This is a genomic window from Sneathiella sp. (assembly GCF_036844445.1).
Taxonomy (GTDB): domain Bacteria; phylum Pseudomonadota; class Alphaproteobacteria; order Sneathiellales; family Sneathiellaceae; genus Sneathiella.
The window spans coordinates 559,166-583,278 of record NZ_DAIUFV010000002.1; the positions used below are offsets into that span (position 1 = coordinate 559,166).

25 protein-coding genes are annotated in these 24,113 nt (G+C 59.8%); 22 read left to right on the forward strand and 3 right to left on the reverse strand.

Annotation, left to right across the window (positions count from 1 at the left end; translation table 11 throughout):
* The first annotated feature begins 44 nt into the window (after positions 1-44).
* The 5 genes from V7Z56_RS06120 (at position 45) to V7Z56_RS06140 (ending at position 4,624) form a co-directional block, all read left to right on the forward strand.
* A complete protein-coding gene (locus tag V7Z56_RS06120) occupies positions 45-1,034 on the forward strand; it encodes a DUF2333 family protein (protein ID WP_334128484.1) in 990 nt (329 codons plus the stop codon).
* 52 nt (positions 1,035-1,086) lie between these two features.
* Positions 1,087-1,572, forward strand: coding sequence for a universal stress protein (locus V7Z56_RS06125; RefSeq protein WP_334128485.1), 486 nt, complete (start codon positions 1,087-1,089; stop codon positions 1,570-1,572).
* 175 nt (positions 1,573-1,747) lie between these two features.
* Entirely contained in the window at positions 1,748-2,665 is a 918-nt protein-coding gene (locus V7Z56_RS06130) for a glucosaminidase domain-containing protein (RefSeq protein WP_334128486.1), read from the forward strand.
* Positions 2,666-2,784: 119 nt separating this feature from the next.
* A complete protein-coding gene (locus tag V7Z56_RS06135; protein WP_334128487.1) occupies positions 2,785-3,552 on the forward strand; it encodes a glucose 1-dehydrogenase in 768 nt (255 codons plus the stop codon).
* 25 nt (positions 3,553-3,577) lie between these two features.
* Positions 3,578-4,624: a malate/lactate/ureidoglycolate dehydrogenase gene (locus V7Z56_RS06140; RefSeq protein ID WP_334128488.1), complete on the forward strand. Its 1,047-nt coding sequence runs from the start codon at positions 3,578-3,580 to the stop codon at positions 4,622-4,624.
* A gap of 58 nt (positions 4,625-4,682) precedes the next feature.
* On the opposite strand, the gene V7Z56_RS06145 is transcribed toward V7Z56_RS06140, so the two are convergent.
* The 3 genes from V7Z56_RS06145 to ddpX are packed head-to-tail and all read right to left on the reverse strand — an operon-like array spanning position 4,683 to position 7,112.
* Positions 4,683-5,453, reverse strand: a complete 771-nt coding sequence (locus V7Z56_RS06145) for an HpcH/HpaI aldolase family protein (protein WP_334128489.1) — start codon at positions 5,451-5,453, stop codon at positions 4,683-4,685.
* A 36-nt stretch (positions 5,454-5,489) separates the two neighbouring features.
* Positions 5,490-6,530, reverse strand: coding sequence for a polysaccharide deacetylase family protein (locus V7Z56_RS06150; protein ID WP_334128490.1), 1,041 nt, complete (start codon positions 6,528-6,530; stop codon positions 5,490-5,492).
* A gap of 18 nt (positions 6,531-6,548) precedes the next feature.
* Positions 6,549-7,112, reverse strand: coding sequence for a D-alanyl-D-alanine dipeptidase (gene ddpX / locus V7Z56_RS06155; protein ID WP_443023763.1), 564 nt, complete (start codon positions 7,110-7,112; stop codon positions 6,549-6,551).
* Between the two features lie 106 nt (positions 7,113-7,218).
* Here ddpX and tsaB point away from each other — a divergent pair, with 106 nt between their 5' ends.
* The 17 genes from tsaB to infB all read left to right on the forward strand — a co-directional run bounded on the left by tsaB (position 7,219) and on the right by infB (position 24,083).
* Complete coding sequence (tsaB, locus tag V7Z56_RS06160) at positions 7,219-7,932, forward strand: tRNA (adenosine(37)-N6)-threonylcarbamoyltransferase complex dimerization subunit type 1 TsaB (RefSeq protein ID WP_334128492.1); 714 nt, start codon at positions 7,219-7,221, stop codon at positions 7,930-7,932.
* Position 7,933: 1 nt separating this feature from the next.
* Positions 7,934-8,395 carry a ribosomal protein S18-alanine N-acetyltransferase gene (gene rimI / locus V7Z56_RS06165; RefSeq protein WP_334128493.1) on the forward strand — a complete coding sequence of 154 codons (462 nt, stop codon included), beginning with the start codon at positions 7,934-7,936 and terminating at the stop codon, positions 8,393-8,395.
* A gap of 142 nt (positions 8,396-8,537) precedes the next feature.
* Positions 8,538-8,954 (forward strand): MucR family transcriptional regulator, encoded by a 417-nt coding sequence (locus V7Z56_RS06170; protein ID WP_334128494.1) that lies wholly within the window; start codon positions 8,538-8,540, stop codon positions 8,952-8,954.
* A gap of 92 nt (positions 8,955-9,046) precedes the next feature.
* Positions 9,047-9,538, forward strand: a complete 492-nt coding sequence (locus tag V7Z56_RS06175) for a Fur family transcriptional regulator (RefSeq protein ID WP_334128495.1) — start codon at positions 9,047-9,049, stop codon at positions 9,536-9,538.
* Positions 9,539-9,559: 21 nt separating this feature from the next.
* Positions 9,560-10,366, forward strand: a complete 807-nt coding sequence (locus V7Z56_RS06180; protein WP_334128496.1) for a lysophospholipid acyltransferase family protein — start codon at positions 9,560-9,562, stop codon at positions 10,364-10,366.
* Between the two features lie 127 nt (positions 10,367-10,493).
* A complete protein-coding gene (gene miaB, locus V7Z56_RS06185; protein WP_334128497.1) occupies positions 10,494-11,855 on the forward strand; it encodes a tRNA (N6-isopentenyl adenosine(37)-C2)-methylthiotransferase MiaB in 1,362 nt (453 codons plus the stop codon).
* 8 nt (positions 11,856-11,863) lie between these two features.
* Positions 11,864-12,904, forward strand: coding sequence for a PhoH family protein (locus V7Z56_RS06190; RefSeq protein WP_334128498.1), 1,041 nt, complete (start codon positions 11,864-11,866; stop codon positions 12,902-12,904).
* Between the two features lie 7 nt (positions 12,905-12,911).
* Complete coding sequence (ybeY, locus tag V7Z56_RS06195) at positions 12,912-13,490, forward strand: rRNA maturation RNase YbeY (RefSeq protein ID WP_334128499.1); 579 nt, start codon at positions 12,912-12,914, stop codon at positions 13,488-13,490.
* 83 nt (positions 13,491-13,573) lie between these two features.
* Positions 13,574-14,407 (forward strand): hemolysin family protein, encoded by an 834-nt coding sequence (locus tag V7Z56_RS06200; protein WP_334128500.1) that lies wholly within the window; start codon positions 13,574-13,576, stop codon positions 14,405-14,407.
* Positions 14,404-15,981, forward strand: coding sequence for an apolipoprotein N-acyltransferase (lnt, locus tag V7Z56_RS06205; RefSeq protein WP_334128501.1), 1,578 nt, complete (start codon positions 14,404-14,406; stop codon positions 15,979-15,981). Before V7Z56_RS06200 ends, lnt begins: the two co-directional genes overlap by 4 nt.
* 116 nt (positions 15,982-16,097) lie before the next feature.
* Positions 16,098-16,523, forward strand: coding sequence for a helix-turn-helix domain-containing protein (locus V7Z56_RS06210; RefSeq protein WP_334128502.1), 426 nt, complete (start codon positions 16,098-16,100; stop codon positions 16,521-16,523).
* A 141-nt stretch (positions 16,524-16,664) separates the two neighbouring features.
* Positions 16,665-17,834, forward strand: coding sequence for a methionine adenosyltransferase (metK, locus tag V7Z56_RS06215; protein WP_334128503.1), 1,170 nt, complete (start codon positions 16,665-16,667; stop codon positions 17,832-17,834).
* Positions 17,835-17,840: 6 nt separating this feature from the next.
* A complete protein-coding gene (trmB, locus tag V7Z56_RS06220) occupies positions 17,841-18,542 on the forward strand; it encodes a tRNA (guanine(46)-N(7))-methyltransferase TrmB (RefSeq protein WP_334128504.1) in 702 nt (233 codons plus the stop codon).
* 134 nt (positions 18,543-18,676) lie between these two features.
* Positions 18,677-19,180 carry a ribosome maturation factor RimP gene (gene rimP / locus V7Z56_RS06225; RefSeq protein ID WP_334128505.1) on the forward strand — a complete coding sequence of 168 codons (504 nt, stop codon included), beginning with the start codon at positions 18,677-18,679 and terminating at the stop codon, positions 19,178-19,180.
* Between the two features lie 37 nt (positions 19,181-19,217).
* Entirely contained in the window at positions 19,218-20,783 is a 1,566-nt protein-coding gene (gene nusA / locus V7Z56_RS06230) for a transcription termination factor NusA (RefSeq protein WP_443023753.1), read from the forward strand.
* Entirely contained in the window at positions 20,758-21,399 is a 642-nt protein-coding gene (locus tag V7Z56_RS06235; RefSeq protein WP_334128507.1) for an RNA-binding protein, read from the forward strand. Before nusA ends, V7Z56_RS06235 begins: the two co-directional genes overlap by 26 nt.
* Positions 21,400-21,401: 2 nt before the next feature.
* Positions 21,402-24,083, forward strand: coding sequence for a translation initiation factor IF-2 (gene infB / locus V7Z56_RS06240; protein WP_334128508.1), 2,682 nt, complete (start codon positions 21,402-21,404; stop codon positions 24,081-24,083).
* Positions 24,084-24,113: the final 30 nt, after the last annotated feature.

A 24,113-nucleotide genomic window follows, 5' to 3' on the forward strand; every position in this document is an offset into this window, starting at 1 on the left:
CTTCACAGCGTGACACGATCATTACCTCGCAACGGGGCGGCAAAATGAGTGAAATTGGCAACAACAGCACGGAACCAAAGCGAATTGGCCGCGGCGCTGAGGCGCTCAAGGCGGGCGCAAGACGGAGCTGGAAACCGATCCTGCTGATCCTTATCCTCATTCTGCTGCTGTATTACCCGATCGGCATGCTGATTGCCCATAAAGTGGACGATGACACGGAATTCGTCCCGACCGGCACCAACGCGGTCGCCGGCGGCAGCCATGCCGTCAACATGATGGCGGGGCTGATCGACCGGGAAATCAACGTCAACGGCTGGACGGCAAATGATCCGTTTTTTATGCCCTCCTCGGCTCTCGACAACATGCCGAACTATCAGCAGGGCATCATTTCCGCCCTCGCCCGTTTCAGCTTCGAGCTGACCGATCAGATCGGCCGGACGCGCGGCTCCAGCCAGACCGACCCGGACCTTCAGGAGGCGGCCGGACTGCTCCAGTATTCCGGCACGAAATGGGCATGGGATCCGACCGTTTCCCTGATGCCGACAGCTTCCTCGGAAGAGCAGTATCAGAAGGCGCGCGGCTCGCTGATCAACTACAACAAGCGGCTCGCGAGCGGAAATGCCGTCTTCGAACGGCGCGCCGACAACCTGCTTGCGACGCTTGACCGGATTTCTCTCGACATCGGGTCCTCGACCGCAACCATCGACCGGCATATTCAGGAGCATTCCGGCGAGGTCATCGACTTTCAGGCCGACGATATTTTTTACGGCGTGAAAGGGCAGGCGTATGGCTACTACATGCTGCTGAAAGCGCTGTCGCAGGATTATGAAAGCCTGATCCGGGAGCGGAATCTCACCAATGCATGGAACCAGATGCTCGGTAGCCTGAAGGCCGTCGTTGACCTTGACCCCATGGTTGTCGCGAACGGCGCGCCCGGCTCCCAACTCCTGCCTAACCATCTGGCGGCGCAGGGATTCTACGTCCTTCGGGCGCGTACACAGCTTCAGGAAATCAGCAACATTCTCTTGAAATAGCCGCGCGGATAGTGGCAGGATAAATTCCATCTGACAAATTGACGGAGCCTTTATGCCGGAAAAAGCCCCGACTGGTGTGCGCAACAAGTTTCTTGTCGTCGTCGATGAGACGCCGGAATGCAAGTCCGCGATCCGGTTTGCAAGCCGCCGCGCCTGGCACGTCGGCGGCGGGGTGATCCTGCTTTATGTCATCGAGCCACCGGAATTCCAGCACTGGATGGGGGTGGAGCAGGCAATGCGCGATGAGGCCCGCGAGGCGGCCGAGGAAATTCTTCAGGCGCTGGCCGAGGAAATCCAGCGCGAGACAACGATTGTCCCGGAATTTGTGATCCGGGAAGGCTCGACGAAGGAACAGGTGCTCGCGCTGATCGAGGAGGATACCGACATTCGCGTTCTTGTTCTGGCCGCCTCCCCCGATTCCGGCGGCCCCGGCCCGCTGATTAAAAGCCTCGTTTTCGAAATGTCCGGCACCTTCGCAATCCCCATCACCGTCGTGCCCGGCAATCTCACCGCCCGCCAGCTCGACGCCGTTACCTGAGCATTTCAGCCCATGCGCGTCAGCGAGACCAGTTCCCCGATGCTTGACTTCGCCCTTAATCATTCTCATATAGCCATCGCTCACGGCGGCGGTTGCCATATGGGATACAAGGGATGCAAAGCTGATGGCCGGCGGAACGGATGATCCGCGCGCAAGGCCATATCCGGTAAGTAATATGCAGTTTCTCAAATCCGGCTTCAGATCAGGTAAGCTCGCGACCTGCGCGGGGCTTCTGCTGATTGTCTTTTACATCATACCCGAATTTTTCGGCGGCGTGCGCGATGTGCCGATTTCGTCCCCTTTAAGCGACGGCGCGCAGCTTGGCGAGACGGTGGATCTGGCGAGCCTCGATGAGGTGTTCGCCGCCCTCGACTACCACCTGGATGATGTTCGCAATGGCCAGCCGGTCCCGCGCCTTTACGTCGATCAGGTTCCCGTCGATATCGACAGCGTCCCCGATGTCGACAAACGAAAAGATACCTTCATCAAGCTCGTGCTGCCGTTGATCCTGAGCGTCAATGAGCGAATCGCGGCGCAGCGCGAAAGGCTGACAGCGCTTCTCGACGCCAAGGTCACGGGCCGGACGCTGGCTGCCGCCGATCGGCACTGGCTCGATAACCTGGCCGCGCGCTACCGCACGGATCCCGACGATCCCTTTGCGCTGCTGGACAGGGTTGATGCCGTTCCGGTCTCGCTTGCGCTTGCGCAGGCGATCGAGGAATCGGGCTGGGGCGCTTCCCGTTTCGCCCGCGAAGGCAATGCCCTCTTCGGACAGCGCATCTGGACCGGGGAACAGGGGCTGGCGCCGGAGAAACGGGCAGAGGATGCCACCTACATGGTAAGGCGCTTTGATAGCATTGCCGATTCGATTTCCGCCTATATTCACAACCTTAACACCCATCCCGCCTATGAGGAATTCCGCCGCGCACGCGCCGAATTGCAGGATCATTCGGCGAGCGGGCCGGACAGTCTCGGGCTTGTCGCCACGCTCCGGGGGTATTCGGAAAAAGGGATGGAATATGTGAACAACCTGCGCCTGCTCATCAGCAGCAACCGATTGCAGGACTTTGAAGCGGCGGAACTTGCGCGCTGACGGGGCGGGACGGCCAACTCGCCCTGCATCCCCCGCATTGAGCGATATAATCCCCTCGCAAAATCGTCCCTGATGTGAAACTATCGCATCGAACCTGACGGACTCTATGGGGAGGGGAGATGGACCGGCTGAAGAATAAAACCGCCATCATTACAGGCGCCGCCGCCGGGATCGGACTTGCGACGACGCGACGTTTCATTGACGAAGGCGCTTTCGTCATCATGACGGACATCAATCGGGATGCAGGCACCGCGGCCTCCGCAGAGTTTGGCGACCGGGCCACATTTCTCCCCCATGACGTCGCGCGTGAAGACGACTGGGAGAAGGTGATGGCGGCGGCGCAGGAGAGAGGCGGGCCGGATATCCTCGTAAATAATGCGGGCATCCTCTCCCTCGGCGATCGCCAGACGATTGAGGATACCGATCTTGAACACTGGCGCGCGATCCAGCGTGTGAATGTCGAGGGTGTCTTTCTCGGTTGCAAGGCGGCCATCAGGGCGATGAAAAGCCGGAGCGGCGCGATCGTCAATGTGTCCTCCATCGCCGCTCTTATCGCAACGCCGTCGCTTGCGGCATACGGCGCATCGAAGGCCGCCGTGCGCCAGCTCACCCAGACGGTCGCGCTCCATGCCGCGCAGAAACGCTACAACATCCGCTGCAACTCCGTACATCCCGATCCGGTTCGCACCGATATGGGCGATGCATTAATGGGCATGTATGGCGGCGATGTCGCAAAAGGCTGGGACAACATCGGCGGCCTTGTCCCCGTGAACAAGCCGAGCGAGCCACTCGATATCGCCAACGCCATTCTGTTTCTCGCATCAGACGAAGCACGCCATGTTACCGGCGCGCAACTCGTGATCGACGGCGGAACAACGGCCATCTAGAAAGCAGAACGACAAGGAAAATAAAATGCGCGTCAATCACAACGACCTTCGCAATTTCGTCGCCGCGATTTTCAAGTCCGCCGGCAGCAGCGCGGACGAAGCCGCCATCGTCGCCAATCATCTCGTGCTCGCCAACTTGTCAGGTCACGACAGCCACGGCGTCGGCATGGTGCCGCGCTATGTCGAGAATATCCGCAATGGTTATCTGCGTCTCAACGAGCATGTGGAGCTTGTGAAGCGCGACGGCTCGATTCTCGTCTTCGATGGCCACGCCGGCTTCGGGCAGGTCGTCGCCCGCGAAGCGACCGAGCAAACGATTGCCGCCGCAAAGCAGAGCGGCCTCGCCCTTTCGGCGCTCCGCAACGCCCACCATATCGGCCGCGTTGGCAGCTACGGGGAGCAATGCGCGGATGCTGGATTGGTCTCCATTCACTTTGTCAATGTCGTCGGGCATCACGGGATCGTCGCGCCGCATCGGGGGGCCGATGCGCGCTATGGGACCAACCCGATCTGCATCACCCTCCCCGACACTCGAGACGAGCCGCGCATCGTGCTTGATTTCGCTACCAGCAAGGTTGCGCTCGGCAAGGTGCGTGTCGCCCACAACAGCGGCAAGCGGCTTGACGAGGGATTGCTGATCGACCGCGAGGGCAACGCGAGCGTCGATCCCTCCGTCATGTTCGAGGGGGAAGAGACAGGCGCGCTGCTGCCGATGGCGGATCACAAGGGCTATGGCCTTGCGCTGATGTGTGAGCTGCTGACGGGCGCGATCGGCGGCGGCGGGACTATTCAGCCGGCCAATATCCGCGACACCCGCATTATCAACAATATGCTTTCTATCGTCATTGATCCCGCCCGGCTCACCGACACCGACTATATCGCCAGCGAGATGAAGGCGATGTGCGATTATGTCCGCGCCTCGCCGCCCCGCAAAGGCTTTGGCAACGTCCTCGTCCCCGGCGATCCGGAACGTGCGGCGCGGCGGGAGCGCGAGGCGAACGGCATCGAGATCGACGCGGAAAGCTGGCGGCAGATTGTTGCCGCCGGTCAGCACTTCGATATCGCGCCGTAGTCACCCGCCTGGCGCCAGACGGCGACCGTGTTATATATAACACTAGTACGCTGAATATTTACTTTTTCACGGCGGAAAGGAGATTTCGCGCGCCGGAGAGCACGAGATCCGTATCGCTCGCACAGAGCAGGAAGTCGTAGCCTTCCGCAAACAGATCATTGGTCTGCTCCGCGCCCTTCGAAATACAGCCGAGATAGGCGGGGCTTGCCTTGATCCGATCACGCGCCTCGGTCAGCAGCGCCTTCACCTCCGGATCATTGAACTGGCCGAGCTTCCTGATGCTGCCCGAGAGGTCATTGGGCCCGATAAAGAGCATGTCGATTCCATCAACGGCGGCGATGCTTTCGATATTCTCCACGCCTTCCTTCGTCTCGATCTGGCAGATGATCATCAGATCATCGACGAGATTTTCAAGATAAGCGCGGGCAAAGCGGCCGTAGGTGCCGCCGCGGGCCGCCCCAATGCCGGCGCTCCGGATCCCGTGCGGCGGATAGCGACAGGCGGCGACGACCGCCCTTGCCTCCTCCGCCGTGCTGACGGACGGCACCATGATGCCGTCCATACCGGTATCCAGCGCGCGCTTGATCAGCACCGTGTCATTCCACGGCACGCGCATCAGAACGGGCGCATCGCCGACGCACCGCACGGCGCGATACTGGTGGATCGCCATCTCCAGGCTGCCCGATCCGTGCTCGTGATCGATCATCACGGCATCGAACCCCGCGGCGCCGATAATTTCGGCCATATCCGGCGAGTTGGAGAAAAGCCAGCAGGCCGTCGTCTTTTCGCCGGCCCTCAGCTTCTCTTTCAGTTTTCGCGCAAAACTCATTAACTCTCTCCCTTATTATTTTTTTAAAATGGCCCGTCAGTTGGGAATATAGAACAGCGATCCGAACCAGCGCCAGCGCCGTTCCGGGCCAAGCAGCGTACAGTTGATCCGCCCGCGCCCGGATTTGAATGCCGTCGACAGCCGGATCTCGATGCGCGAATTACCAATGATCTCGATGGGGACCGCGCCACCTGTCTGACTGGACGAGAAGCAGGACAGGCCGGAGAGGTTTCCGTAATCCTCGGTGAGCGTGAAACCAAACGGCGGCGGATTGCGCTTCAGAACGTTATCGGACGGCGTCACATCCGTCACCCGAAGCGGCAGGGCGTTGGCGGCAAGCCGGAAGCGGCCGATCCCGCCGTAATTTTCGCTCATCGCAAAGCGGGGCAGTTCCAGCCTGTCATGCCCCGAATAGGCGACGCCGGATTGCTGGCCGAATGCGGCCTTGAATCCGAGCCTGCGGATAACCGACTTCACCTCGCTGCCATATTCACCGTAGGGATAAGCGAAAATCGCCGGGACGAACCCGAGTTCCTCCTGGTAGCGTTCGTTGGCGAGCTTGATATCGGCTTCGATCTCTGCCGCGCTGAGGGCCGGCAAATGCGCATGCGAATAGGTGTGATGGCCGAAATGCACGCCGCCATCGCGAAGTTCGCGAAGCTGATCCCACGTCATCATGCCGGGATACTGTTTGTCGACCCCTTCGACGGCGACAAAGACGGTGAACGGCAGATTGGCCTCCCGCAGCATCGGCCAGGCGACATCATAGACCGAACGATAGGCATCATCCATGGTGAGCGCCACCGTGCGATCGGGCAACGGCTGCCCGCTTTCCAGCCGGTCGACAATCTCGTTGAGCGGCAGAACGGTATAGGGACCGCTTTTTAACTCCTCGATATGCTCACGGAACTGATCGATCCTGATATTGGTGGCGGCATACTTGTCCTCGCCGAAGCGGTGATACATGATCACGCTGGCCCAGTCGGCGGCCATCGCCCTGTCCGCGCCATGCAGCATCGCAAGACAGAGAGATATCGCGCCACAAGCCGCCATAACCCCTTTTCTTATATGTTTCATTGGTTCATCAGCCTGTTGTTACGCGTCGCTCGTCCCCATCATCCGGCTCCCCGCCGCCTTGTCGGAAAGCGTAGGGTATCGACGAGGTTTAAACAATTGGTAATGCCACCATTCATTTCTGTAAAAATCCCAGTCCGCCGCCGTCATCAGGCCGAGCAGGATGGCGCGGTTGCGCTGCGCGTCAGCGGAAATATCGAGCGCGCCGTGGAAGGACGCCGTCGTCATGGCATCGAACCCGGTTCCCATATCGAGCTCTGCGCCGCTGCCGTCGATCAGCGTGAGGTCGATGGCCGCGCCGCGTGAATGGGGTGAGCCGTTCGCGGGGTGCGAGAGGAAATCCGCATTTGGCGTATGATCCCAGAGCGCCTGCACCGCTTCGGTCGGGCGGAAGGCGTCGAAGATCTTGAAGCGAAGGCCGATGGCCGCGGCGAGATCAATGGCGCGGCGGAGCTTCTCCGCCGCTTCCAGATTGAGATAGCAGGCGGCCCGGCGATAAATGGGCGCGCCGGTAAAATTATTTGCGCCGGCGTAGCGGATATCCAGCTCCACATCGAACCGATCAGGGGTGATTTCCGTTAACATCTCATTCAGGGGCATCTTGAACCTGCTGACTTGAAATCAGGCGGCAGAGAGCGTAACACTCTTTGCCATCAAGAACCTACATGGCCCCAATAGCGAAGGCAACAGAATGAAGATACTGGCGTTTGACACAGCCATGAACGCCTGTTCCGTCGCGCTCCTCGATGGGGCGGATGTGTGTGCGCATATTCATGAGAAACGACGCCGCGGTCACGCGGAAGCGCTGTTGCCGATGATCGAATCAGTGCTGCGGGACAGCGGTTTCAGCTACGACATGCTCGATATGATTGCCGTTTCGGTCGGGCCCGGGACCTTCACCGGGCTCCGGATCGGCCTTGCCGCCGCGCGGGGTATGGCGCTTGCGGCCGGGAAGCCGCTTCTAGGCATCACGTCGCTGGAGGCGCTTGCCGCATCGGTGCCGGTTGAACTCGCCGCGGGGCGTCCTGTCGCCGTTGCGTCCGATGCCCGCCGGGGCGAGATTTATCTACAGATTTTTGATCGGCTTGACGGCGCGCCGATGATCGCGCCCCGGACAGAAGCCATGGCGATACGGCCGGAAGAGGCGTTATCCCGTCTCGGCGAGCGGCCTGCCGTTATCATCGGCTCGGGCGCGCCGCTCCTTGCCGAACTCGCGGAGTTTGACGGCGATCTCTGGCACATTCCCGATCTCGACCCCGATCCGGACGCGCTCCACCTCGCCCGCCTTGCCGCGGCGCGCGGTCTCCCTGCCCCTGATGCCCCGCCTCCTGCGCCCGTCTATCTCCGCGCCCCGGACGCCAAGCTTCCGGGCGGCGTCGATTACCTGCCTGCAAATGACGGCTGAAATGGAGAAGGCCGCGCTCTCCTCGACCTTCTTCACGGATGCGTCGGTCTCGTCTCTCGCGGCGACGCTGCATGCCGAATGCTTCACCCCGTCCTGGGATGAGGACGCCTTCCGCTCCGCCCTCGCGATCCCCGGCACGGTCCTGCAAATCCTCGCCTGCGATGAGACCCCCGTCGCCTTCGCGCTATATCGGCGGATGTTTGAAGAAGCGGAGATCCTCACCCTCGGCACCCGGCCCGCCTTTCGCGGCCGGCGCCTTGCCGCCACGCTCCTGCGAGAAGGCCAGACTTACCTCGCCGCGCTGCAGGTGGAACGGCTTTTTCTTGAGGTCGGCGCCCAAAATACACCCGCCAGACGGCTATATTCATCAATGGGATTTAAAGAAATAGGCCGACGGGCAGGTTACTACTTGCACGGCGACCGCTCTGAAGATGCCATTATCATGCTAAAGAATTTGCATTAACCCCTAAAATGGGAAATAAACGTTAATAGGTATCAGTATGTCTGTTCAATAAATTTTTCTTTATTTGATTTTATATTCGATTCTGAAATATATATTGTTTATACACTGCAGGGCATTTTTAGTTTTTGGAGGTACGATTACAATGTCTGAGAAAATAGAAAAGCTGGAACTTCTCGCCCTGACTACGGATATTGTAACTTCCCACTTATCGCGCAACCCGGTAAGTGCCAGCGAAATTTCAACGCTTATCAACGACGTATTCAACACGCTGTCGAACGTGGGCGAAACCACGGAAGAGGACAACAAACCGGAGCCGGTTGTGTCCATTCGAAAATCCGTTCACCCGGACTATATTATCTGTCTGGAGGATGGGAAAAAGCTGAAGATGCTGAAGCGGCATCTGAAGACAGCGTATAATATGACACCGGAAGAATACAGAGAACGCTGGGGTCTGCCGGCGGATTATCCGATGGTGGCGCCGAACTACGCGGAGCAGCGGCGCAACCTGGCCAAGAAAATCGGCCTCGGCACCCGTCGAAAGAAAGCTGCGGGCAAGTAGTCTCTACTTTCGCTGGCTGTATAGTATAATTCGTATAAACTTGGCCCCGCCGAAAAGATTTTCGACGGGACGTTGGTTATCGGAGGATTTACATGACGACAACTCGCCTGGAACAGCTTTGCATCGAGAAGGGCTTGCGGATGACCGAGCAGCGCCGCGTTATTGCGCGCGTTCTGTCGGAATCGCAGGATCACCCGGATGTGGAACTTGTCTACAAACGGGCAGCGGAGTTGGATGACACGATCAGCATCTCGACGGTTTACCGCACCGTCCGCATGCTGGAAGAAAACGGTATTCTCGAGCGCCACGATTTTGGCGACGGCCGCGCCCGCTACGAGGAAGTATCGGATGAGCATCACGATCATCTGATCAATATTCAGACCGGGCAGGTGATCGAGTTCACCAGCGATCAGATCGAGGAATTGCAGCACAAGATCGCCGAGGAACTCGGCTTCGAACTGATTGATCATCGTCTTGAGCTTTATGGCAAGCCGCTCCCCAATTCGCGCATCAAAGAGGTGTCGCCGGAGGAGTCGGTTGTAAATATGCGCCAGTCCGCATTTTATACCCGTAAACTCGACTGACGGTTCGATACGCCCCGGCCTATGGACAGGATAAAGGCAGTTTTCACCATTCTGGCGGTGCTCGTCTGGACCGGAATTATGGTGACTGCCCAGGCCATTGTCCTGCTCCTTTTCAGGAAGCATCGCTACCTGATCCCCCGGATCTTCCACAAAGGCCTCTGCCGCCTGCTGAAGGTGAAGGTGGTAACCAGTGGCGTGATCGAGCGATCGCGCCCGACGCTTTTCGTGGTCAATCACATATCATGGCTCGATATTCCCGTTGTCGGCAGCGCGCTTCAGGGCAGTTTCGTCGCCAAACGGGAGGTTGCGAAGTACCCGCTCGTCGGGCCCGTCTCGAAACTGCAGCAGACGATTTTCATCGAACGCACCCGTCCCGCCGTCCGCAGCCATAAGGGCGAGATGCAGGAGCGCCTCAAGAGGGGAGAAAATCTCTTTCTCTTTCCCGAAGGCACTTCCTCCAACGGCATCATTATCCAGGATTTCAAAAGCGCCTATTTCGGCCTTGCCGAGCGGCGCATCAACGGCACTTCATTGACGGTACAGCCGGTTACCCTCGCCTACAGCCGGATGAACGACATTGCGATGACCCGCGGCACCATGGGGATCGTCGCCTGGGTCGGCGATGAGGCGCTGCCCCGCCACGTCTGGGCATTTCTCAAGCGCGGCAGGATTACCGCGGAACTGCGCTTTCACCCACCCGTCACAATCGATTCTTACGATTCTCGAAAAGCCATGGCGAGCGATTGCCAGATGATCATCGCCCGCAGCCTCAGCCGCGCTCTAACGGGCCGCGAGGAACCGGAAACACCGGAATTTCCCCACCGTTGACAGTTTTTTCCGGCAAAGCACATCGCCCGCTTCTCTATTTATCATATAATTGCTAGTTTATTCGTGATAAGGAACGGCCGTGATACGGAAATTCGAGGCCGTGATCCAACGAGGTTGGCAAGGAAACGTGAGCAAAAAACTCTATATTTCAACATATGGCTGCCAGATGAATGTCTATGATTCGGCGCGCATGGCAGACCTGATGGCCCCCTTGGGATATTCCCTGACAACTGAGCCGACTGAAGCGGACATGGCAATCCTGAACACCTGCCATATTCGCGAAAAGGCCTCGGAAAAGACCTTTTCCGAGCTCGGGCGGCTGCGCAACATGCGCGCCGCGAAAGAGGCGCGGAACGAAGGCGGCATGATCATCGCCGTCGCCGGCTGCGTCGCGCAGGCCGAGGGCGAGGAGATTATGAAGCGCGCGCCCTACGTCGACATGGTGTTCGGGCCGCAGTCCTATCATCACCTGCCGCAGATGGTGGCCGAGGCGACGCGCGGCGTCGGCCATATCCTGGAGACGGATTTTCCGCTCGAGCCGAAATTCGATTTCCTGCCGGAAGAGGCGATCGACACCAATCTTTCCGCCTTTCTCACTGTGCAGGAAGGCTGCGACAAATTCTGTGCCTTCTGCGTCGTGCCCTACACCCGCGGCGCCGAATTTTCGCGTCCCGCCGCTGCGATCATCGCCGAGGCGAAACGCATGATTGCCGCCGGAACGCGGGAGATCACCCTGCTCGGCCAGAATGTGAATGCCTATCACGGCGAGGGGACGGACGGAAAGCCGGTCAGCCTTGCAACGCTGATCCAGATGCTCGCCGAGATAGACGGGCTGGAGCGGCTTCGCTACACCACATCCCATCCGCTCGAGATGACCGAGGATCTCTGCCGCGCGCATCGCGACGTCGAGATCCTGATGCCCTATCTGCATCTTCCCATTCAGGCCGGCTCGGACCGCATCCTTGCCGCCATGAACCGCCGCCATACGGCGGATGAGTACCGCCGCATCATCGACCGGCTGCGGCATTATCGCCCCGACCTCGCGCTTTCGGGCGACTTCATCGTCGGCTTCCCGGGCGAAAGCGATCAGGATTTCGAAGACACGCTGCAGCTTGTCCGCGATGTCGGCTATGCGCAGGCTTACAGCTTCAAATACAGCCCGCGCCCCGGCACGCCGGCCGCCGCGCTTGGCGAGCAGATGATCGAGGAGGCCGTCAAATCCGAGCGGCTGGCCCGGCTTCAGGCGCTTCTCAATGAGCAGCAGATCACCTACAATCGCTCCTTCGTCGGCAAGGAAGTTGATGTCCTGCTCGAGCGGGAAGGTAAGCGGGAGGGTCAGCTTATCGGCCGCAGCCCCTATATGCAGTCGGTTTTCGTTCCTGCCCCGACGCAGCGGATCGGCCGCATTGCAACCGTCATCGTCAGGGAAGGAAACGCAAATTCCCTGCGCGGCGAACTGAAACCCGGTAGCGTTGCGGACGCAGCATAGGACGAGACGTGGCAAAATCCCCATCGCGCAGCAAAGCTACCGACCCCCGTTCCGATCAGAATAACGCGATCATCCTCGAATTTGATGACAATCATCTGCTCGCCCAGCTCGTCGGCGAGCACGACCGCTATCTTGCCCGCATCGAGCAGGGCCTTGACGTCTCCGTCACTTCGCGTGGCAACAAGATGGCGATCTCCGGCAGCAAGGACGCCCAGCAGAGCGCAAAGTCGGCGCTTCTCGATCTCTACGCGAGGCTTGAAAAAGGCCTCGACGTGACGGAAGGGGAAGTCGACGGCGCGATCCGCATGGCCGCGAGTGCGCCCGCCGAGGACGGCAGCCGCGGCTCTGTCTCCGGCAATGCCGATATGATTGTAACGAAGCGGCGGCGTATTACGCCCCGCTCCACTAATCAGGCGCTTTATGTCCAGTCGCTGCGCAAGCATGAGCTGGTGTTCGGCCTCGGCCCCGCCGGCACCGGCAAGACCTATCTTGCCGTCGCCAATGCCGTCGCGCTGCTGATCGAGAACAAGGTCGACCGCCTTATCCTCGCCCGCCCCGCGGTCGAGGCAGGGGAGAAGCTGGGCTTCCTGCCGGGCGACATGCGCGAAAAGATCGACCCTTACCTGCGCCCGCTTTACGATGCGCTCTACGACATGCTGCCCGCCGAGGAGGTGGTGAAGCGCCTTGAGAATGGCGAGATCGAGGTGGCGGCGCTCGCCTTTATGCGCGGCCGCACGCTCTCAAACGCCGCCATCATCCTCGATGAGGCGCAGAACACGACACCGGTGCAGATGAAGATGCTGCTGACCCGCATGGGCGAGAATTCCCGTATGGCGGTGACCGGCGATCTCAGCCAGATCGACCTGCCGCTCGGCATGCGCTCGGGCCTGCATGAGGCCGTTGATATCCTGAAAGGCGTCAAAGGCATCGACTTCATTCACTTCGGTGAAGCGGATGTTGTGCGTCACCCGCTGGTGACCCGTATCGTCAAAGCGTATGGGGATCATGATCGGGAAAAGCAGCTCACGCTGAAATCACGGAAATCCTGAACCGCTCATGACTTCTCTCCCCTTCTCTCTTGATCTGGCGATCAGTGTTGAAGATCCGGCGTGGCTCGATATTCACCCCGATCTCGACGTCCGGGCGGAAAAAATCGCCTGCCTGGCGCTTGATGCCGTTACCCGAGAGTTTTCGCTCAAAGCTGCGCGCGGCGAAGAATTGCCAGCGGTCGAGATCAGTCTGCTGTTCACAAATGATACCGCCATCCGCGAGCTGAACCGCGACTACCGGGGCAAAGACGCGCCGACCAACGTCCTCTCCTTTCCGGGAAATCCGCTGGAAATTGAAGAGCTTGAGCAAGCGATCCAGACCGGCGAGCCGCTGCTTCTTGGCGATATCGTGATGGCGCGGGAGACGCTCCTGCGGGAGGCCGAGGCGCAGGGAAAACCGGTTGCCGATCACGTTGCGCATCTGCTTGTTCACGGCGTTTTACATCTTGCCGGGTTTGATCATTTGAACGAAAATGAGGCGGCAGAGATGGAAAATCTTGAAATCGAGATACTGCGGCACCTACATATTGCCAATCCGTATGAAACAGACGAGCAGCCATCACAGGAGACTCCCGACAAAAAATGACCGATAACGTGTCGAGTACGAGCCTGTCCGACTCATCGGACGGTCCGACAGCGCAGAAACAATCAAACACTGTACTGCATACGTTGAAACGTCTCCTTGGGATTGGGCAGCAAACAGAGAGCAGCGTTCGCGCCACACTGGAACAGCTGATCGAAGCGCATGAGGATCCCGAACAGTCCATCAATCCTTCCGAAAAGGTAATGCTGACCAATATACTGAGTTTCAGCGAACTCAGTATCAGCGACGTGATGGTGCCGCGCGCCGATATCGAAGCGATTGACGCCAGCCTGTCGCTCGAACAGGTGGTGGAGCGCTTCAAGGAAACCAACCACTCCCGGATGCCGGTCTATGAGGAGACGCTCGACAACGTCACCGGCATGTTTCACATCAAGGACCTGATCAACTTCTGGGGCGAGAAAAAGCCCGGCCGCTGGGGTGCCTTCTGCCGCGAGATCCTGTTTGTGCCGCCGTCCATGTCGGTGCCGGACCTGCTTCTCAAAATGCGCGCAACGCACATCCATATGGCCGCCGTCGTCGATGAGTATGGCGGCATTGACGGGCTGGTGACCATTGAGGATTTGGTCGAGGAAATCGTTGGCGATATCGAAGACGAGCATGACGAACAGGAAGGCCCGCTGATCATCGTCGCGCCGAACGGGACGATCGATGCGGATGCCCGCGCCTCCATCGACGAGCTTGAGGCGCTTCTCGAGATGGACCTGCTGCCCGAAGATGAGGATGAGGATGTCGACACCGTGGGCGGGCTGGTCTTCCAACTCGCCGGCCAGATCCCGACACGCGGAGAAGTCATCACCCATCCCGACGGACTTGATTTCGAAATCCTCGATGCGGACCTACGAAAGGTCAAGCGGGTGCGCATCCATCGCCGGCCTGTCGAGGCAGACGAGACGGTATGATCGCCCTCAACCGCTGGATTTCAGGACTTTCCCCGTTCAGAAAATATCTCCTCGCCTTTCTTCTCGGCGCTCTGGTTGCGGCGGCGCTGCCGCCGGTCAGCCTGGTTTTCCTGCTGCCCGTCAGCTTCACCGGGCTGGTCTGGATCCTCAGCTCCGCAGCGACGAAAAAACAGGCATTTTTCACCGGCTGGTCATTCGCCTGGGGGCAGTTTATCGCCGGCCTCTACTGGATCGGCGTTGCCTTTACAATTGATGCCGAGACCCACGCGCTGCTGATGCCGCTGCCGGTTCTGGTGCTGCCGGCCTTTCTGGCAATTCTATCCGGCCTCGCGACGCTCGCAACGCATCTGACCCGCGCGCGCGGGCTCGCCCGTATCCTGCTCTTTACCGGCTTCTGGGTTGCATTCGAATATGTGCGGGGCGTCATCTTCACGGGATTCCCTTGGAATCTCGTCGGCTATAGCTGGAGCGTGGTTGATCCTGTCCTGCAAGCGACCGCCTTCATCGGCATCTACGGGCTCACCCTCCTCACTGTTTTCCTCGCGAGCCTCCCGGCGCTCTTTGGCGAGGCGGAGACGCCGCGCAAAGTGGCAATATCCTCGACCGGCCTTGTCGCCGCCCTCTTTATCGCGCTTGCCGGCGCAGGATATCTCCGTATCCCTGCCGCGCCGGTGAGCAGCTTCGACAACACCAACCTTCGCATCGTCCAACCCAATATCCAGCAGAGCATGAAATGGAAGCGGGAACTGCTGCTCGAACATCTGCAGAAAATTGTCTCGCTCAGCCTGATCGAGGAAGGGGAGAAGCCGCGCTTTCATATCTGGCCCGAAACGGCGGTTCCCTATTACCTGACGACGGCGAAGCAGCTGCAAAAAGAACTCGCCCAGATGATTGCGCCGGGCGGCGCCATCTTCACCGGCGCGCCGCGGCGTGATCCGGTTACCAGAACATATTGGAACAGCCTGAATGTTCTCGGTGCAAACGGTGAAATCCTCGATATCTATGACAAGCAGCATCTCGTCCCTTACGGCGAATACATGCCGCTTCGCCCGCTGATGGAAGCGGTCGGCCTGACGGGGATCATTCCGGCGCTCGATCAGATGTCGGATTTTGCAACGCCCGACAAATCGGCGCGCAAAGTGATTTCCATTCCCGGCATGCCGCCGGCCCGCGCGCTCATCTGCTATGAGATCATCTTTCCGTGGGAAATCGCGCCGGATGCGCCGTTCTCCTGGATCCTCAACATCACTAATGATGGCTGGTTCGGGAATACATCGGGCCCCTATCAGCATTTCGCCATCACCCGCACCCGCGCGATCGAACAGGGCGTCCCCGTCATCCGCGCCGCCAATACGGGAATTTCGGCGATCATCGACCCCTATGGCCGGGTTGAGGAACAACTTGCGCTCAACAAAACGGGCGTCATTGACGGCAGCCTGCCGATGCCGATCGCCGGGCGAACCCTTTACGCGCGGAGCGGCGAAATCATTCCGCTTTCGATGACAGGGCTGTTCCTGCTGGCCGGCTTTGTTTTCGCCGGGCGGCGCGCGAAAAACATCGCCGCGTCATCTTGACTATGGCATGCTTTTACACATACTTGGTTCTAAATTTTCTAGACTATTCTCTTGAATGGCGTAAGTAGCGTCCGGGTCCTGCAGTTCCACAAACAGTCTTGATGAGAGGAATTCAGATGGCAAATCATCCCGTGGACGTACATGTCGGGAGCCGGCTTCGGATGCGTCGGACGCTGCTCGGTCTCAGTCAGCAGAAGCTGGGAGAGAAACTCAATCTTACGTTTCAGCAAATCCAGAAATATGAGCGCGGCGCCAACCGCATCGGCGCGAGCCGGCTGTTTGAGCTCAGCCGGATCCTCGACGTCAAACCCGCCTATTTTTTCGAGGAAATGCCCGAGAGTGGGGCGGCGGCCGGCGCCGGACTGGCAGAGCCCGCAGAGGATTTCAAGCATGATTTTCTCGGCAAGCGCGAAACGCTTGAGCTGGTACGCGCCTATTACAAGATTGACAATCTGGAAGTCCGCAAACGGGTATTTGACGTGATCAAGGCGCTCGCGACGGACGATGATGACCCTGACGCCACGGGATCGCGATCGGACTGATCGCCCATGCCGTTTATTCCCGGATTCGCTTGACCCTTCGGAGGTTTTTGCTAGAGTGCGGCAGGCTTATCGTGCCCGTCTGGCGCCTTCTTGATTGAACTTTGCCCAACGGTGCCGACAACAGACAAAGGGGATGTCCGCGTGCCAGCTAAAAATTTTCTTTTTACCAGTGAATCAGTTTCTGAAGGACACCCGGACAAGGTTTGCGACCGGATTTCTGACAGCATTGTCGATCTGTATTTGTCGCAGGATCCATTTGCGCGCGTCGCCTGCGAAACGCTGACGACGACCAACCGTATCGTCCTTGCGGGCGAGGTGCGCGGACCCGAGAGCATCACCAAAGCCCTGATCGAGGAGACCGCGCGCGCAGCCGTCAAGGACATCGGCTATGAGCAGGACGGCTTCCACTGGAAGAACGCCGCGGTCGATATCTATCTGCACGCCCAGTCCGCCGACATCGCCCAGGGTGTTGATGCCTCGGGCAACAAGGATGAAGGCGCCGGCGATCAGGGGATCATGTTCGGCTATGCGGTCAATGAGACCGACGTGCTGATGCCCGCGCCGATCTACTATTCCCACAACATCCTGAAGGCGCTTGCGGACGCGCGTCACAGCGGCCGCGAAAAGGGCCTCGGCCCCGATTCCAAGAGCCAGGTGACGCTCGCCTATGAAAACGGCAAGCCGGTGCGCGCGACCTCTATCGTCGTCTCCACCCAGCACACCCCCGATCTCACAACCCGCGACGTGCGGGAGATTGTCCGCAAATATGTTGTAGATACCCTGCCCGAGGGCTGGATGTGCCCGGAGGATGAATTCTATGTCAATCCGACGGGCAACTTCGTGATTGGCGGACCCGACGGCGATGCCGGCCTGACGGGCCGCAAGATCATCGTCGACACCTATGGCGGCGCAGCCCCGCATGGCGGCGGCGCTTTCTCGGGCAAGGATCCGACGAAGGTTGACCGCTCGGCCGCCTATGCGTCGCGCTATCTCGCCAAGAACGTCGTCGCGGCAGGTCTCGCAGACCGCTGCTGCATCCAGCTTTCCTACGCCATTGGCGTCTCCAAGCCGCTATCGCTCTATGTCGATCTTTATGGCACCGGCAGGGTCGAAGAAGACAAGCTCGCCCGCGTTCTCATGGAGGTCATGGATCTCAGCCCGCGCGGCATCCGCGAGCATCTGCAGCTCAACCGGCCGATCTATGCCCGCACCGCCGCGTACGGTCATTTCGGGCGGACACCGGATGCGGACGGCGGCTTTTCGTGGGAGAAAACCGACCTCGTCGACAGTCTGAAATCCGCCTTTTCCTGATCAGATATGGTTGACGAACAGGCGAAGGGCCGGCGCATCCTTTACGGGCGGCGCCGGGGAAAGCCGCTTCGCAAAGGCCAGCAGGCGCTGATCGACACCGAGCTTCCGCGCCTGCAGATCCCGGCCGGGGATGACACGATCGATCTTCCCGCCCTGTTTACAGGCAATATCCGTGACTGTTGGCTGGAGATCGGCTTTGGCGGCGGCGAGCATCTTGCCTGGCAGGCGAGCAATAACCCGGATATCGGCTTCATCGGTTGCGAGCCCTTTATCAATGGCGTCGCGACATTGCTTGGCAAACTGGCAAAGACGGACGCGCGCAACGTGCGCATTTATACCGATGCGGCGGAAAAGCTGATCGCCCGCCTGCAGGATCACTCCATCGGGCGCGCGTTCATCATGTTCCCTGATCCGTGGCCGAAAAGCAGTCATAACAAGCGGCGATTCGTGCGCGAGGAAAATATTGCGGTCCTCGCGCGGGTGCTGGCGCCCGGCGCCGAGCTTCGCATCGCCACTGATCATACGGATTACGGCGCGTGGATTCTCTGGCACATGCTGCGATCGGATGATTTTATCTGGCGGGCGGACGGCCCCGATGACTGGCGGACACGAAGCGCCGACTGGCCGCCGACACGCTATGAAATGAAAGCGACCTCCAAGGGACTGCGGCCCGTCTACTATCGCTTCGTGCGAAAAAATCGCGCATAGGCCCGGTTTATTTCAAGAAAAAGCTTGGAATTCCCGCTATCTCGTTTATTATAAGCAGAGTTAAATACTGTTCGCTCACCATCTGGATGGGCTTTGGAACGGTGGGTCTCTGACCCGCTGTTTTTTTATGGTTATTGCAGACGAGAAATACACTGAACACGGTCGATAAAATTGCGCAGTTGATCACGCCGTCCCTGACTGATCTGGGCTATGAACTGGTGCGCGTCCGGCTGACGGGCGGCGACAAGAAAGTGCTGCAGATCATGGCGGAGAAGGCCGACGGCACAATGACAATCGAGGATTGCGCCGAGGTTAGTGAAGTCGTCTCCGCGCTTCTTGATGTTGAAGATCCGATCAGCGGTGCTTTTGACCTTGAAGTATCCTCCCCGGGGATCGACCGTCCGCTGACGCGCGAGAAAGATTTCGAACGCTGGGCGGGATTTGAAGCGAAGGTGGAACTCGACGCGGCGGTCGACGGTCAGCGCCGCTATCGCGGCGTGTTGGGTGGCATCCGGGATGGCCTTATCCTGCTGCGAACAGACGACGGCCACGATAAGGAACTGCCGTTCTCCGACGTGAGGACGGCAAAATTGATTTTGACGGACGAACTGATTGCCGCGAGCATGCGCCGCGCCTGATGTTCTAAAGAGCTTAATGTAAGACAGGTATTTGGTCATGGAAAACGCAGCTAGCTTGAACCGACTGGAATTACTGCAGGTCGCCGATGCAGTCGCGCGCGAAAAGGTTATCGATCGCGACATCGTGCTTGCCGCAATGGAAGAAGCGATCCAGAAGGCCGCGCGGGCCAAATACGGCCACGAGAATGACATCCGCGCCAATATTGATCGCGGCACCGGCGAAATTCGCCTCGCCCGCATTCGCGAGGTGGTCGAAGAGGTGGAAAACGAGAGCACGCAGATCTCGCTCGAGCATGCGAAACGGGAAAAGCCCGACGCCGCGCTCGGAGATTTTCTGGTCGATCCGCTGCCGCCCATCGATTTCGGCCGCATCGCCGCCCAGACCGCCAAGCAGGTCATCGTCCAGAAAGTGCGCGAAGCGGAGCGCGAGCGCCAGTATCAGGAATATAAGGATCGCGTCGGCGAGATCGTCAACGGGATCGTCAAGCGGGTCGAATATGGCAATGTCACCGTCGATCTCGGCAAGGCCGACGCCGTAGTGCGCCGCGACGAGATGCTGCCGCGCGAGACGTTCCGCCAGGGTGACCGCATCCGCGCCTATATCTATGACGTCCGCCAGGAGCCGCGCGGCCCGCAGATCTTTCTGTCACGCAGCCATCCGCAGTTTATGGCGAAGCTGTTCAGCCAGGAAGTACCGGAGATTTACGACGGCATCATCGAAGTGAAGGCCGTCGCCCGCGATCCGGGCAGCCGCGCCAAGATCGCCGTTGTCTCGCATGATTCGAGCATCGACCCTGTCGGCGCCTGTGTCGGCATGCGCGGATCGCGCGTGCAGGCCGTGGTCAACGAGCTGCAGGGCGAAAAGATCGACATCATCCAGTGGTCCCCCGATCAGGCGAGCTTTATCGTCAACGCGCTGGCGCCGGCCGAGGTAGCCAAGGTCGTGCTCGATGAGGACGCCAACCGCATCGAAGTCGTCGTCCCCGATGATCAGCTCTCGCTCGCCATCGGCCGCCGCGGCCAGAATGTACGCCTCGCCTCGCAGCTGTCCGGCTGGGATATCGACATCCTGACGGAAGAGGAAGAGAGCAACCGGCGCCAGGCGGAGTTCTCGGTCCGCACGCAAAGTTTCATGAACGCCCTTGACGTTGACGAGACGATTGCCCAGCTATTGGCTTCGGAGGGCTTCACGTCAGTTGAAGACATTCTTTACGTCGATCCGTCGGAAATTTCCGATATCGAAGGGTTCGACGATGAAATCGCCACAGAACTGATCCGCCGCGCGCAGGAGCATGTCGACCAGACCAATTCCGAGCTTGAAATGAAGCGGCAGGAAATGGGCGTCAATGACGACATTGTGAACCTGCAGATGCTGACCCCGGCCATGATCGTGGCGCTCGGCGAAGCTGGCGTCAAAGAGCTTGACGATCTTGCGGATCTTTCGGCCGATGAGCTGATCAACAGCGAGGACGGGATTCTGAGGGAATTTGGCCTGACGGCGGACGAAGCAAACCAGGTCATCATGGCCGCGCGCGCACACTGGTTCGACGATGCGGAGCCGGGCGTGGACGGGGAACATGACGAAGGAAATCCGACGGTCTGATCCGCGGGACGGAGATGGAGACTTGAGTGATCCGCAGCGGCGGTGTATAGCCACTGGACAGATACGGGATAAGGATTCGCTTCTTCGGTTTGCTGTCTCGCCCGACGGACTGCTCGTTTTCGATATTGACAGGAAGCTGCCGGGACGGGGCATCTGGATTACGCCGGATGCGAAGGCGGTGGAGCTGGCGGTAAAGAAGCGCCTGTTCGCACGGTCCGCGAAGCAGGCGGTGACGGTGCCGGAGGATCTGGTCGGGTTGATTGACCGCGCCCTGTCGCGGCAGTGTCTTGCGCTTCTCGGTCTCGCCCGCAAGGGCGGGATGGTGACGACGGGCTTTGCCAAGGTTGAAAAGGCATTGCAATCGGGCAAGGCGGCGCTGCTGGTGGAGGCGGTGGACGGGTCTGAGGACGGACGGCGGAAGCTTCTGCGGATTGCCGGTTCGCTGCCGCGGATTGACCAGTTCACCATTGCCGAGCTGAGTCAGGCGCTGGGCCGGGAGAATGTTGTTCACGCCTGCCTTGCAAAAGGCGCGATGGCAACCAGAATTATGACTGCGGCTTCCCGATTGGCACAGTTCAGGGGTCGCATGGAAACGAATACCGAAGTGCCGGAGTAAAAATGACTGAGACAAATGACAAGGATGGGCGTAAGTCGCTTAGCCTGAACAAACCGTTAGAAGCGAAGAAGACCGCTGGCGGCAACAGTCAGGTCCGTCAGAATTTTACCCATGGTCGTACCAAGACCGTGCAGGTCGAGGTGCGCAAAAAGCGCAGCACGCTCGCGCTTGGCGGACAGAAGCCGGCAGCAGCCGCGCCGGCGGCGCCGGGCGCAAACACGCTCAAAGCCCCCCAGCCCAAGCAACGCCCCGCAGAGAAACGCCCTGCGGAAGCCCAGCGGGATTCGGCTGATTTCCTGACCACGGACGAAAAAGCGGCGCGGGCCGCAGCGCTCGCCGAAGCGCGCGAGCGCGCCATTCGCGAAGAAATGGAGCGCAAGGCGCGCGAACAGGCCAAAGCGAAGGAAGAGCAGCAGGTCAAGCGCGAAGCACCGGCAACGAGTGATACCGACGCGGCGACAGAGTCTGCCGAGCCGGCCGCGGAAGCTCCGGAACAGCCGAAGCGCCGCTCGCCCGAAGAGCGCCGCCGCGCCGAGGAAGAGGAAGCCCGGCGCCTTCGCGAAGAAGCGGAAGCTGCAAAGGTAGCGCAGGTTGCCGTTCACCGCGAGCGGGTCAAAACCACCGAACGCGAGGAAGAACTGCGGCGGGAAGCGAAAACAACCGCCACGCGTCACTTCCCCGGGTTCAGCGATGACGACGCTGCGGCGTCGGGCGCCGCGGCGCTCGCCCGCAAGGGCGGAAAGCATATGCGCGGCGTCGAGGAGCGCCATTCTCCCGCGCGCAAACCGAACGAGCAGCGCCGCCGCTCCGGCCGCCTGACGATCGGCGAAGCGCTTGATGATCGCGGTCCGAAGCAGCGCTCTCTCGCCTCGATCCGGCGGGCGCGCAAGAAGCAGCAGCAAATCAGCGAAGCACCGCCGAAGATTTTCCGCGAAGTCACTATCCCCGAGGTCATCTCCGTGCAGGAGCTCGCGAACCGGATGTCGGAACGCGCGGTAGACGTTATAAAGGTCCTGATGAAACTCGGTATTATGGCGACGGCGAACCAGACCATCGATGCGGATACCGCAGAACTTGTGGTCGACGAACTCGGCCATAAAGCGCGCCGCGTCGCCGCGTCGGACGTGGAAATCGGCCTCGGCGGCGAAGATGATGATGCGCCGGAAGATTTGAAGCCGCGCGCCCCTGTCGTCGCGGTGATGGGGCATGTCGACCATGGCAAGACCTCGCTTCTGGATGCGCTTCGCAAATCCGATGTTGCGGCAGGCGAAGCCGGCGGCATTACCCAGCACATCGGCGCCTATCAGGTAAAGCTGGCAAGCGGCGAGGTCATCACCTTCCTCGATACGCCGGGCCATGAAGCCTTTACCGCCATGCGGATGCGCGGCGCACAGGTCACCGATATCGTTATCCTCGTGGTCGCCGCCGATGACAGCGTGATGCCGCAGACGATTGAAGCGATCAAGCATGCCAAGGCGGCAGGTGTTCCCATCATCGTCGCCATCAACAAATGCGACAAGCCGACGGCGAACCCGCAGAAGGTGCGTCAGGAGCTGCTGCAGCACGAGATCTTCGTTGAGGAAATGGGCGGCGACGTGCTGGACGTTGAAGTGTCGGCCAAGACCGGCGCGGGCCTCGACAAACTGCAGGAAGCGATCCTGCTGCAGGCTGAGGTTCTGGAACTTCGCGCCAACCCCGACCGCTCGGCGCAAGGTACGGTTATCGAAGCGAAGCTCGAAACCGGACGCGGCATGGTCGGGACGGTGCTGGTCAGCCGCGGCACGCTGCGGATCGGCGATTTCTTCGTCATGGGGCCGGCAATGGGCAAGGTCCGCGCCCTGCTCGATTATCGCGGCCAGAATGTCACGGAAGCGGGCCCGGCGGTCCCTGTCGAAGTACTCGGTATTCAGGGTACACCCTCGGCAGGCGATGATTTCGTCGTCACCGAATCCGAGAATCAGGCGAGAGAGATTGCCACCTACCGTCAGCGGCTCGACAAGGACAAGCGGGTCACGGCATCCGCGCGCGGCACCATCGAACAGATGTTCAGCGCGATCAAGGACGGCACCGTGGATGAGTTGCCGGTCGTCATCAAGGCGGACGTTCAGGGCTCTGCGGAGGCCATCTCCGACGCGCTCGAGAATCTCGGCACCGACGAGGTTGCGGTCAAGGTCCTCTATTCGGGCGTTGGCGGGATTACCGAATCGGATATTTCGCTTGCCGCCGCATCGCGCGCAATAGTGATCGCGTTCAATACCCGCGCCAACAAGCAGGCGCGTGATGAGGCAGCCCTTCAGGGCGTCGATATCCAGTATTACTCGGTGATCTATAACGTCATCGATGACATGCGGGCGATGCTTTCGGGCATGCTGGCGCCGACGCTCCGCGAGAACTTTCTCGGCTATGCGGAAATTCGCGAAGTCTTCAATATCACGAAGGTCGGCAAGATTGCCGGCTGTCTGGTCACCGAAGGCAACGTCAAGCGCGGCGCGAAGGTACGTCTGCTGCGCGATAACGTCGTCATTCACGAAGGCACGCTCTCGACCCTTAAACGCTTCAAGGATGAGGTGAGAGAGGTTCGCGCCGGTATGGAATGCGGTATGGCGTTCGAAAATTACCACGACATCCAGGTCGGGGATTTCATCGAATGCTTCGAGGTCGAGGAAGTGGCGCGCGAGCTTTAAGCGCCCCGCTTTCCGTCTCGTCACCCTCAA